The sequence below is a fragment of the Mesorhizobium sp. WSM4829 genome (genome assembly GCF_055811475.1).
Map to the genome: position 1 here is coordinate 104583 of NZ_JBVVQJ010000017.1, position 11844 is coordinate 116426.

The following is an 11844-nucleotide window of genomic DNA, read 5'->3' on the forward strand; positions in this document are numbered from 1 at the left end:
ACCGGATCTGCCGATCCGGCGTGACACGATTCCTGCGGCGCGACGGCAGGACGCTGGGAATTTGTGTGGCTTTGCGCAACTGACCGTCGGACGCAATCATGCGAGCTGAATGCCCGTTCTCAGTCCAGCGCAGCAGTAGGGCGGAGTGAGCCGACCTTGGCGCCGATCCGGCTTTCTATGGGCGGATGTGCCTGTTCGATCAGTATCGCCGCCAGCGCCTTGTCGGCGTGCAAAAACCTGGCCAGCACGGCCGCGACCGTGACTTCAGCGGCGCGGCCGGCGCCATCATCGCATTTCAGCGCAATGCCAAGGCCAAGCTCGGGAAGTGCCGCGCAATAGACGCCTTCTGCCCCTACCTTCACAAAAATCCGGCCTGACCCGGCCTGCATCAACGCCACATCAGCCCTGCCCGTGCCGGCGACCAGAAACGGCTCGGCCATGCAGGCGGAAAGCAGCCGCTTTGCGGCTTTGGCGCGCACGGGCTCAAAGCCGATACCTGTCGCCATGCGGGCAAAGCCGAGCGCGAAGCTGCGCAGCGGCGCGGCATAGGTCGGGATCGAGCAGCCGTCGGTGCCGCAATGATCGACATCATGAGCGGCACCGGTCACCGCTTGCATCGCATCGCGCACCAGCTCTTGCGAGGCATGGCCGGACTTGACATAGCCGCGATAGGCGATGCCGGCGTGGGCGCAGGTGCAGACAAAACCCGCATGCTTGCCAGAACAATTGTTGTGCAGCGCGTTTGGCGAGGTGCCGGCACGGGCGAGCGCAATTGTCGCGTCATGGCTGGACGGCCAATGGGCGCCGCATTCCAGCGCCGCCACGTCCAGCCCGGCCTTGGCCAGCATCGCCCGCGCCAGTTCGACATGCGCCGGCTCGCCCGAATGCGAAGCGCAGGCCAGCGCCAGTTCGCGGTCGCCGAAACCGTACGCATCGGCGGCGCCGCTTTCGACCAGCGGCAGCGCCTGGATCGCCTTGACCGCCGAGCGCGGGAACACCGGGCGAGCCGTATCGCCGATTTCCCAGACCGGCTTGCCATCGGCATCGAAGACCGCAATGGCGCCACGATGCGCGCTCTCGACCTCGGCGCCGCGCAAAACTTCGACCAGAACCGGATTTGTCATGAATTCCCCGCTAACGCACGACCTCGAAAATCGGATTCGATTTTCGAAAAGGATCATGCGTAAAATCAAAGTGTTACAGCGTCCTTTGCGCGCCCGGAAGGGCGCGCGGCGCCGTAATGCGGGCGGTTTTTATCTGATCCGATCGAGAATGGAAACATAGTTGGCGACGGCGGCGCCGCCCATGTTGAAGATGCCGCCGAGCTTTGCTCCGGGCACCTGGATGCCGCCGGCCTCGCCGACGAGCTGCATGGCGCTCAGCACGTGCATCGACACGCCGGTGGCGCCGATCGGATGGCCCTTGGCCTTCAGCCCGCCTGACGGATTGACCGGCAACCGGCCGTCCTTCGCCGTCTCGCCGTCCAGCGCCAGTTTTGCGCCCTCGCCCGGTTTGGCCAGGCCCATCGCCTCATATTCGATCAGCTCGGCGATGGTGAAGCAGTCATGCGTTTCGACGAAGGACAGATCGTCGAGCGTCACACCGGCCTTGTTCAGCGCCTGATTCCACGCCTGCTCGCAACCCTCGAATGCCAGGATGTCACGCTTCGACATCGGCAGGAAATCCTGCACATGCTCGTTGGCGCGGAAAGCGACGGCGCGGCGCATCTTCAATGCCGTCGCCGTGTCGGCAAGCACCAGGGCAGCGGCGCCGTCCGAGACCAGCGAGCAGTCGGTACGCTTCAGGGGACCGGCGACGAAGGGGTTCTTCTCGCTCTCGTGCCGGCAGAACTCATAGCCGAAATCCTTGCGCATCTGCGCGTAGGGATTGTCGACGCCGTTCCTGTGGTTCTTGGCGGCGATCATCGCCAGCGCGTCCGACTGGTCGCCATAGCGTTGGAAATAGGCTTGCGCGATCTGGCCGAAAACGCCGGCGAAGCCTGCCGGCGTGTCGCCCTCCTCGGGCAGATACGAGGCCTTGAGAAGATTCTTGCCGATTTCCGGACCTGATGTCGTCGTCATCTGCTCGGCGCCGACCACCAGCACGATACGCGCCGCATTGGCGTCGATGGCGCGGATGCCTTGCCTGACCGCCGCCGAGCCGGTGGCGCAGGCGTTCTCGACCCGCGTCGCCGGCTTGAAGCGAAGCCGGTCGTCGGCCTGCAGGACCAGGCTTGCGGTGAAATCCTGTGCGGAAAAGCCGGCATTGAAGTGGCCGAGCACGATCTCGTCGACCTCGTCCGGGCCGATGCCGGCATGATCGAGCGCCTCGCTAGCCACCTTGGTGATCAGGCCCTCCAGCGTCTCGCCTTCGAGCTTGCCGAAGCGCGAATGCGCCCAGCCGACGATGCATGCTGTCATGATTATCTCCATCCCTGCGGGCTACGCGATGTCGCGGCGCGCTATCAACATTGTTCAAGAATGAACCGTCCCAGCGACTTCGTAAAGGGGCCAGAACCACACAACGACTTGATCTTGATATCTGGTCACGGCAGCTGACATTTGCCACACAATCGCGTCGGATTTTTGTTGATTGATCCGTCAATAAAAAATAATCTTGCCGCGACGGACCGGAGCAAAGATGCCGAAAATCGGAATGGAGCCGCTGCGCCGCAGGGCGCTGATCGACGCGACGATCTCGGCGATCGGCGAGCGCGGTTCGCTTGATGTGACGATGTCGGAAATCGCCGGGCGCGCCGGGGTGTCCTCGGCGCTCGCCCATCACTATTTCGGCGCCAAGGACGAACTTTTGCTGGCGACGATGCGGCACATCCTGGCCGAGTTGACCGCCGACATGCGGCGCGCGCTTCGATCGGCCAGCACGCCACGCCAGCGCGTTTCGGCGGTGGTCGCCGTCAATTTCTCCGACGCCCAGTTCCAGCCGGAAACGATAGCCGCCTGGCTCGCCTTCTATGTCGAGGCGCAGAAATCGCCAGCGCTGCGCCGGCTGCTCAAGGTCTATGCGCGACGCCTGCATTCCAATCTGTTGAGCGGGCTGACCGGCATCCTGCCGAGAAGCGAAGCCGACCGTATCGCCGAGGCGACAGCGGCGCTGATCGACGGGCTCTACATCAGGCGCGCGCTGAAGGACGGCGTGCCCAATGCCGCGACCGCGATCGCGCTGATCGAGGACTATCTCGAAACGAAACTCGGCCAGCGGAGCGCGCAGTGACGTCGAAGCGACCCAATTTTCTGATCGTCATGGTCGATCAACTCAACGGCACATTGTTCCCGGATGGGCCGGCGGACTTCCTGCATGCGCCGCATCTGAAGGCGCTGGCGGCTCGTTCGGCGCGCTTCAAGAACAATTACACCGCCTCGCCGCTCTGCGCGCCGGGCCGTGCGGCGTTCATGAGCGGCCAGTTGCCGTCGCGCACCGAGGTCTATGACAATGCCGCCGAATTCGCCTCGTCGATCCCGACCTATGCGCATCATCTGCGTACCGCCGGCTACCACACCTGCCTGTCCGGGAAGATGCATTTCGTCGGGCCGGATCAGTTGCATGGCTTCGAGGAGCGGCTGACCACTGACATTTATCCGGCCGATTTCGGTTGGACGCCGGATTATCGCAAGCCCGGCGAGCGGATCGACTGGTGGTATCACAATCTCGGTTCGGTGGCCGGCGCCGGTGTCGCCGAGATCACCAACCAGATGGAATATGACGACGAAGTCGCTTTTCACGCGGTGCAGAAGCTCTATGATTTCGCCCGCGTCTCGGACGATGCCGCGCGCCGGCCGTGGTGCCTGACCGTCTCCTTCACCCATCCGCACGACCCCTATGTCGCGCGCCGGCGCTACTGGGATCTCTACGAGGATTGCCCGGCGCTCGAGCCGGAAGTCGGCTTCATCCCCTATGACGAACAGGATCCGCATTCGCAGCGGCTTTACCGCGCCAGCGACTATGACAGTTTCGACACCACCGGCGAGCAGATCCGCCGCGCGCGGCGCGGCTATTTCGCCAGCATCTCCTATCTCGACGACAAGGTCGGCGAACTGCTGTCGGTGCTCGAGCGCACGCGAATGCTCGACGACACGATCATCCTGTTCTGCTCCGATCACGGCGACATGCTCGGCGAGCGCGGCCTGTGGTTCAAGATGTGCTTCTTCGAGGGCTCGGCGCGGGTGCCGCTGATGATCGCCGGAAAAGATATTTCGGCCATCCTGATCGACGCGCCGGTTTCCAATCTCGACGTCGTGCCGACGCTTTGCGACCTCGCCGGCATCGACATGAGCGCGATTGCGCCATGGACCGACGGCCAGTCGCTGCTGCCGCTGCTCGACGGCAAGACGCGCGCTGAACCTGTGCTGATGGAATATGCGGCCGAAGGCTCCAACGCGCCGATGGTGGCGATCCGCGAGGGCCGCTACAAATTCATCCATTGCGAGATCGATCCGCCGCAACTGTTTGATCTTGAATCGGATCCGCGGGAATTGACCAACCTCGCCGCTGACCCGGCGCACGCGGCTTTGGTGGCTTCTTTCACCGGCAAGGTCCAGGCGCGCTGGGACATGGCTGCCTTCGATGCCGCCGTGCGCGCCAGCCAGGCGCGCCGCTGGGTGGTCTATCCGGCGCTGCGCAACGGCACGCATTACCCCTGGGAATTCCAGCCGCTGCAGAAGGCCTCGGAACGTTACATGCGCAACCACATGAACCTCGACCTGCTCGAAGAGCAGAAGCGCTTTCCACGAGGCGAATGATGACAGACGGTCTTGAGGCGGATTTCGTCATCATCGGCGCCGGCTCGGCCGGCTCGGCCATGGCCTACCGGCTGTCGGAGGATGGCAAATATTCGGTGATCGTCATCGAATTTGGCGGCAGCGACATCGGGCCGCTGATCCAGATGCCGTCGGCGCTGTCGATCCCGCTCAATATGAGCCTCTACGACTGGGGTTTTGCCAGCGAGCCGGAGCCGCATCTCGGCGGCCGTGTGCTGGCGACGCCGCGCGGCAAGGTCATCGGCGGCTCGTCCTCGATCAACGGCATGGTCTATGTACGCGGTCACGCCCGCGATTTCGACCATTGGGCAGAACAGGGCGCGGCTGGCTGGGGGTTTGCCGACGTGCTCCCCTACTTCAAGCGCATGGAGGACGCCAACGGCGGCGAGAATGGCTGGCGCGGCCACGGCGGCCCGCTGACCGTGCAGCGCGGCTCAAGGACGAATCCACTCTACGGCGCCTTCGTCGAGGCAGGCCGTCAGGCCGGCTTCGAGCTGACCGACGACTACAACGGCGCGAAGCAGGAAGGCTTTGGTCCGATGGAGCAGACCATTCGCGGCGGCCGCCGCTGGTCGGCGGCGAGTGCCTATCTCAGGCCGGCGCTGAGGCGGAAAAATGTAAGCCTGGTCAAGGGCTTCGCCCGACGGGTGATCATCGAGAATCAACGCGCCACCGGTGTTGAGATCGAAGTGCGCAGACGGATTCAGGTGATCAAGGCGCGACGTGAAGTGATCGTTGCCGCCTCCTCGATCAATTCGCCCAAGATCCTGATGCTGTCCGGCATCGGCCCGGCCCAACATCTGAGGGAATACGGCATTCCGGTGATCGCCGACCGGCCCGGCGTCGGCCGAAACCTGCAGGACCATATGGAACTCTACATCCAGCAGGAATCGACGCAGCCAATCACACTGAATTCGGTGCTGAACCCGTTCTCCAAGGCGCTGATCGGCGCGCAATGGCTGTTCTTCAAATCGGGCCTCGGCGCAACCAACCATTTCGAGGCGGCCGCCTTCGTGCGCTCGCGCGCCGGCGTCGACTATCCCGACATCCAGTATCATTTCATCCCGGCGGCGGTCCGCTATGACGGCAAGGCGGCGGCGAAGGCACACGGCTTCCAGGCGCATGTCGGGCCGATGCGATCGAAGTCGCGCGGTTCCGTCACGCTGCGCTCGCCCGATCCCGGATCGAAGCCGGTGATCCGCTTCAACTACATGTCGCATCCGGACGACTGGATCGAGTTCCGCCATTGCATCCGGCTGACGCGCGAGATCTTCGGCCAGTCGGCCTTCGACCCCTATCGCGGCAAGGAGATCTCGCCGGGGTCGCAGGTGCAGTCGGACGACGATCTCGATGCCTTCATCCGCGATCACACCGAAAGCGCCTACCACCCCTGCGGCACTTGCAAGATGGGCCGCAAGGATGATGCGATGAGCGTCGTCGATCCGCAATGCCGTGTCATCGGCGTCGACGGGCTGCGGATCGCCGATTCTTCGATCTTCCCGCGCGTCACCAACGGCAATCTGAACGCGCCGTCGATCATGACCGGCGAAAAGGCCGCCGACCACATTCTCGGCCGCACGCCGCTGGCGCCGTCCAACCAGGAACCATGGATCAATCCGCGCTGGCAGGTGTCGGATCGATAGAACGACGTGCGTCCATTCGGACGCACAAGCGCTCTATCGCTTTTTTAGTCCTCGCATCGTGCTTTCCGAAAATCGATTCCGATTTTCGGGCCGATGCGATAAGCGATGATCCGGCGGTGTCTGCCCGCCGGGCCCATCGAAAGACAATTTGGAGAAGATCCCATGCGCGCCCAGCCAAAGGCATCGCACTATGTCAACGGACGCTACATCGACGATGAGCAAGGTGCGCCGCTGCCGGTCATCTATCCGGCAACCGGCGAGACCATCGCGATGCTGCGTTCGGCGACGCCGAACGTGCTTGAACTGGCGATCGAAGCAGCGCGTGCAGCACAACCGGCCTGGGCGCGGCTGAAGCCTGTCGAACGCGGGCGCATCCTGCGCCGCGCCGCCGACATATTGCGCGTGCGCAACGCCGACCTGGCGCGCATCGAGACGCTGGATACCGGCAAGGCGATCCAGGAGACGCTGGTGGCGGACGCGCCATCGGCAGCCGACTGTCTCGAATATTTCGGCGGCGCGGTCGCTGCCTATAATGGCGAGTCCGTCGATCTCGGCGGCGCCTTTGCCTATACAAGGCGCGAGGCGCTGGGCGTCTGCGTCGGCATCGGCGCCTGGAACTACCCGATCCAGATCGCCGGCTGGAAATCGGCGCCGGCACTCGCCGTGGGCAACGCCATGGTGTTCAAGCCGTCGGAGAACACGCCGCTGTCGGCGCTGGCGCTCGCCGAAATCTACACCGAGGCCGGCCTGCCCGACGGGCTGTTCAACGTCGTGCAAGGCTATGGCGATGTCGGCGCCGGCCTCGTCGGCCACGATGTCGTCGCCAAGGTCTCGGTGACCGGTTCGGTGCCGACCGGCCGCAAGGTGCTGTCGCTCGCCGGCTCGAAGATGAAGCATGCCACCATGGAGCTTGGCGGCAAGTCGCCGCTGATCATCTTCGACGATGCCGATCTCGAAAATGCCATCGGCGGCGCCATGCTCGGCAATTTCTATTCGACCGGCCAGATCTGCTCCAACGGCACGCGGGTCTTCGTGCAGAAGGGCATCCACGACCGTTTCGTCGAACGACTGGTCGAGCGGACCAAGAAAATCCGTATCGGCGATCCGCTCGACCAGGAAACGCAGATGGGACCGCTGGTCTCCAAGGCGCAGCATGAAAAGGTCATCGGCTATATCGAGGCCGGCAAGCAGGATGGCGCTGTGCTCGCCTGCGGCGGCAATGTACCTTCGCTGCAAGGTTTCCAAGGCGGCTTCTTCGTCGAGCCGACGGTCTTCACCGGCGTCACCGACACCATGCGCATCGCGCGCGAGGAGATTTTCGGGCCTGTCATGAGCGTGCTGAAATTCGACAGTGAGGACGAGGTGATCGACCGCGCCAACGATACCGAATTCGGCCTTGCCGCCGGCGTGTTCACGCGCGACCTGCCGCGCGCCCACCGCGTTATCGCCGAGCTGCAGGCCGGCACCTGCTGGATCAACGCCTACAACCTGACGCCGGTCGAAATTCCCTTCGGCGGCTTCAAGCAGTCGGGAATCGGGCGAGAAAACTCACTTGCCGCGTTGGCACTCTATTCCCAGTTGAAGTCGGTCTATGTCGAGACCGGCGACGTCGCGAGCCCCTATTGAGGCTCACCGGCGCCGCCGACCAGAGACCTTAGCCAGAGAACTTAAAACGTCTGGTTGTAGGCGCCGACTTCGGGGCTGCGGCGCAGCACCGCATCGACGGCTTCGAACATCTGCCGGCGCCGCTCCGACGACACCGGACTCTCCACCACGACGACAAGCTCCGGCTTGTTCGACGACGCCCGCACCAGGCCCCAGGTGCCGTCCTCGGCGACGACGCGAACGCCATTGACGGTGATCAGCTCGGCGATCTTCTGGCCGGCGAAGATGGCGCCGTCATGCTTCATGGCCTGAAAGTCGGAAACGACCCGCTCGACCACGCCATATTTCAGCTCGTCGGCGCAGTGCGGCGACATGGTCGGCGTGCCGAAGGTCAGCGGCAGGTCGCGGTAGAGATCGGCCATGCTGCTTGTCGGGCTGCGATCCAGCATCTCGCAGATGGCGATGGCTGTGATCAGACCATCATCATAACCGCGCCCGATCGGCGGGTTGAAGAAGAAATGACCGGATTTCTCGAAACCGGCGATGGCGCCAAGCTCGGCCACGCGCCGCTTTATATAGGAGTGGCCGGTCTTCCAGTAATCGGTGATGGCGCCATCGGCGCGCAGCGCGGCGTCGGTATTGAACAATCCGGTCGACTTGACGTCGACGACGAAGGTCGAGCCTGGATGCAGGCGCGCAATGTCGCGCGCGAGCATGACGCCGACCTTGTCGGCGAATATCTCGTTGCCTTCATTGTCGACCACGCCGCAGCGGTCGCCATCGCCGTCGAAGCCAAGCCCGACGTCTGCTCCTGTCTCCAGCACCTTGTCGCGGATCGCGTGCAGCATCTTCATGTCTTCGGGATTGGGGTTGTAATTCGGAAACCTATGATCGAGCTCGACATCGAGCGGGATCACCTCGCAGCCGATCCGTTCCAGCGCTTCAGGTGCAAAAGCGCCGGCAGTGCCGTTGCCGCAGGCGGCGACCACCTTGAGCTTTCTCGCTATGCGCTTGTCGCGGGTCAGGTCGTCGAGATAGATCTTGCGGAAATCCGCAACGAAGTCATAGGAGCCGCCGCCGACCAGGTCGAAGTCGCCGGCAAGCACGATCGTCTTCAATGCGCTCATTTCCTCCGGACCGAAAGTCAGCGGACGCGCCGCCCCCATCTTGACGCCGCTCCAGCCGTTCTCGTTATGCGAGGCGGTGACCATGGCGACAGACGGCGTGTCGAGCGCGAACTGGGCGAAATAAGCCATCGGCGATAGCGCCAACCCGATATCCCTAACCCGCGCGCCGGCGGCCATCAGCCCGGAAACCAGCGCCAGCTTGATCGCCAGCGAATAGGAACGGAAATCATGCCCGGTCACGATATCCGGTCCGGCGCCCAGGCGCCGGATCAGCGTGCCGAGCCCCATGCCAAGCGCCTGGACACCGATCAGGTTGAGCTCCGGCGGCTCGGCAGAGCCCGGATGGCCGAACCACCAGCGCGCATCATACTCACGAAAGCCGGACGCCTTGATCAGCGCCGAGGTTTCAAACTCGAAAGTGTTGGGAAGGGCTTCGCTAACAATCTTCAGGGACAAGACAGCAACTCCAAGCGGCTGGATTCAGAGTGGTTTCAACGCAGGTGGCCATGCCTATAACACGAGCCGTTAAACGGTGTTTATCCCGCAGGGAACTGAAACCTGTATGACGTTAGAGCGAAACGGCAAGAAATGCGACAGAAGCGCTGCCATTGGCGCTTGCAGGAACGAAGTACGGCGGCTATAAGCCCGCGGTCTGGTCACGGAGTGTAGCGCAGCCTGGTAGCGCACATCGTTCGGGACGATGGGGTCGCAGGTTCAAATCCTGCCACTCCGACCAGAAAAAACAATGGGTTAGGCATCCCGAATTCTGCCTGCCCCACAGATGCATCTAGGCCGCTCGATGGAGCTGGCAGACGCATACCAAACCACTCGCGATTTTGCAGAATCTGAGGCCGCGCCATCTAAACTATGTCTGCTTCGCGCCAAACGTGTTCAATCGGCGATAGTTGTCGAATGACTTCACTCGGGGCGAAAGCGCCAAGGGCGTATCAATGCAACGATTGCGGCTGATGCCAGCAGAATAAGCCCTGGAACGCCTAAGACCACGGCGTGCATCTCCAGCATAAGGGCGAACGGAGTATCCGCTTTTATCATCGGCTTAATCTCCCCTAAAACCTGAAGGCATTCAACATCGCGACTTCAATGACTGAAGCGTTAACATTCCACCATTTGTAACCTGCCATTGGCGCTGTGCGCGGGATTTAAGCTGCCGCGGATCGGACACCGCCGGCACCGGCGAGTCGTCCAACGATCTTGCTCAGCGTTCGCAGCGTCCAGGCCAGCGGCGCCAGAACCATCCTCAGCAGAGAAGCCAGGACAAGACAGAGTATGAAGTAGGCCGCAAAGGCGCCGAGCCAGGCCGGGAGACCTGCTTGTTCGGCTATCCAACCGGCCGCGTCTGTCAGAAGGTGAGGTCGCGTGATCGCCACATAGGGAAGTGCGACGACGGCGGCGACACCGGCTGCGGTACCGACGGCGGAAAGCGATTGGAACGCACCTTTGCCTGCTGCCCTCAGATGTGCGATCCGCACAGTTCCGCGACCAGCTGCGGCCACCGGTGCCCTCGCAACCCGCAATGCCTTGGCTGCTGCGCCCATGCCCCCGACGACGATTGCCGCATCGAAGGCCGCCCAACCCATCTCGTCCCAGGTCGGAAGCCGCTCGCCGCGGGTGATCACCCCTTCCAGGTCGGAAACGCCGCCCAGGACTATGTTCTTCGCACCAAGCAGCGTGCGGGTGAACTGTCTGCGGACTGCTGTTCCGTCAACGATCTCGAACTCCGACAGCATCTCATGCCCGCGATCCTTGAGCTCGCGAATGGCAATAAGCCCATATTGCTCCGGCGAAATCTCGGCGAGGCCGAATCCCACCTGCCGGTCGTCCCACAGGCTCGAGAGGCCCTGACCGATGGTTTCCTGCAACAAGTACTGCGACGATCCATTCTTCACGAAGTAAGCAATCACCGGCACGACCGGATGGCCGAGACGGTCGAAAACCTCCACGAAATCCGCATCCTCGCCATAGACGAGGAACACTCTGGCTGCATCGTCGCCATATTTCGCCGCTGCCTCATGCCAGCCGAGCCCGCCTGCCGCGCAGGCTGCAAGAACCCATGGCCGAGCCTGCTCCACAGCTTTACTGCTGAGCGGGCAACGGGTGTCGTCCCGGCGAACTTCCTCCGCCAGCGCGGCTCGCATGACCTCATCTTCGAAGTGATGGGGCTCCAGCCATTCCCATCTGAGCGTCAGGACGATCGCCACAACGAGTGAGGCTGCTAGCAGATATCTCATTCTCAAGGGGGCATCCTCCCGCAGTCATGTCATGCCAAGACGTGCCGAAGCTATCAGCCAATCCCGATGAAGCGATCGTTAGTTCTGGGATGTGGTGGAAATTTGCTGAAGGGTGGCAACAGCGGACGTTCCGTTTTCCATCAAACTTCGGCGTTCATGGTCATTTTGGGGCCGGAAACGGACTGGCAGCTTTGGCCCTCGGATCTTCAATAGCTGACCTTCACGTCGGTGCGAGTAACGCCGTGACGTGACCCCCTGCGGACGTTCGTGGCATCGCAGCGAACGTCCGGAATGTATGACAGTTGACGTTTGTTGTCAGATAGACAAATCTGAGCGAGCGGTAAGGAAGCTTGAAAAGGCAACCTACGCGCTGCTATTGGCCGGAGCACATGAGGCGACATGATCAGCTCAGTCCGTCGCCGCTCGTGGCTGCAAAGCCGATTGC

8 protein-coding genes and 1 tRNA gene are annotated in these 11844 nt (G+C 62.7%); 5 read left to right on the forward strand and 4 right to left on the reverse strand.

Annotated features, from left to right (window positions below; translation table 11 throughout):
* Nucleotides 1–119: 119 nt before the first annotated feature.
* Together AC0L17_RS18025 and AC0L17_RS18030 are read right to left on the reverse strand one after the other, a co-directional pair.
* On the reverse strand, nucleotides 120–1124 hold the full coding sequence (locus AC0L17_RS18025; protein ID WP_473516826.1) for an asparaginase: 1005 nt from the start codon (nucleotides 1122–1124) through the stop codon (nucleotides 120–122).
* A gap of 129 nt (nucleotides 1125–1253) precedes the next feature.
* Complete coding sequence (locus AC0L17_RS18030; RefSeq protein ID WP_023800854.1) at nucleotides 1254–2420, reverse strand: acetyl-CoA acetyltransferase; 1167 nt, start codon at nucleotides 2418–2420, stop codon at nucleotides 1254–1256.
* Between the two features lie 220 nt (nucleotides 2421–2640).
* Here AC0L17_RS18030 and betI point away from each other — a divergent pair, with 220 nt between their 5' ends.
* From betI to betB, 4 genes are all read left to right on the forward strand, one after another.
* Nucleotides 2641–3231 (forward strand): choline-binding transcriptional repressor BetI, encoded by a 591-nt coding sequence (gene betI, locus AC0L17_RS18035; RefSeq protein WP_473516827.1) that lies wholly within the window; start codon nucleotides 2641–2643, stop codon nucleotides 3229–3231.
* A complete protein-coding gene (betC, locus tag AC0L17_RS18040) occupies nucleotides 3228–4757 on the forward strand; it encodes a choline-sulfatase (protein WP_473516828.1) in 1530 nt (509 codons plus the stop codon). Before betI ends, betC begins: the two co-directional genes overlap by 4 nt.
* Nucleotides 4757–6418 (forward strand): choline dehydrogenase, encoded by a 1662-nt coding sequence (betA, locus tag AC0L17_RS18045; protein WP_473516829.1) that lies wholly within the window; start codon nucleotides 4757–4759, stop codon nucleotides 6416–6418. The genes betC and betA overlap by 1 nt, the downstream gene beginning before the upstream one ends.
* 162 nt (nucleotides 6419–6580) lie before the next feature.
* Nucleotides 6581–8044: a betaine-aldehyde dehydrogenase gene (gene betB / locus AC0L17_RS18050; RefSeq protein ID WP_473516830.1), complete on the forward strand. Its 1464-nt coding sequence runs from the start codon at nucleotides 6581–6583 to the stop codon at nucleotides 8042–8044.
* 41 nt (nucleotides 8045–8085) lie between these two features.
* On the opposite strand, the gene AC0L17_RS18055 is transcribed toward betB, so the two are convergent.
* Nucleotides 8086–9606: a phosphomannomutase/phosphoglucomutase gene (locus AC0L17_RS18055; protein ID WP_473516831.1), complete on the reverse strand. Its 1521-nt coding sequence runs from the start codon at nucleotides 9604–9606 to the stop codon at nucleotides 8086–8088.
* A gap of 203 nt (nucleotides 9607–9809) precedes the next feature.
* Between AC0L17_RS18055 and AC0L17_RS18060 the strand changes: the two genes are divergently transcribed.
* Nucleotides 9810–9886: transfer RNA gene (locus tag AC0L17_RS18060), tRNA-Pro, on the forward strand.
* A gap of 424 nt (nucleotides 9887–10310) precedes the next feature.
* Here the strand turns inward: AC0L17_RS18060 and AC0L17_RS18065 are convergent.
* Entirely contained in the window at nucleotides 10311–11399 is a 1089-nt protein-coding gene (locus tag AC0L17_RS18065) for a hypothetical protein (RefSeq protein ID WP_473516832.1), read from the reverse strand.
* Nucleotides 11400–11844: the final 445 nt, after the last annotated feature.

What these genes read in the sequence shown, in the direction of transcription:
- AC0L17_RS18065 (WP_473516832.1), bottom strand. Translation starts at nt 11,399, where the DNA reads ATGAGATATCTGCTAGCAGCCTCACTCGTTGTGGCGATCGTCCTGACG.
- betA (WP_473516829.1), top strand. Translation starts at nt 4,757, where the DNA reads ATGACAGACGGTCTTGAGGCGGATTTCGTCATCATCGGCGCCGGCTCG.
- betI (WP_473516827.1), top strand. Translation starts at nt 2,641, where the DNA reads ATGCCGAAAATCGGAATGGAGCCGCTGCGCCGCAGGGCGCTGATCGAC.
- AC0L17_RS18025 (WP_473516826.1), bottom strand. Translation starts at nt 1,124, where the DNA reads ATGACAAATCCGGTTCTGGTCGAAGTTTTGCGCGGCGCCGAGGTCGAG.
- betB (WP_473516830.1), top strand. Translation starts at nt 6,581, where the DNA reads ATGCGCGCCCAGCCAAAGGCATCGCACTATGTCAACGGACGCTACATC.
- AC0L17_RS18030 (WP_023800854.1), bottom strand. Translation starts at nt 2,420, where the DNA reads ATGACAGCATGCATCGTCGGCTGGGCGCATTCGCGCTTCGGCAAGCTC.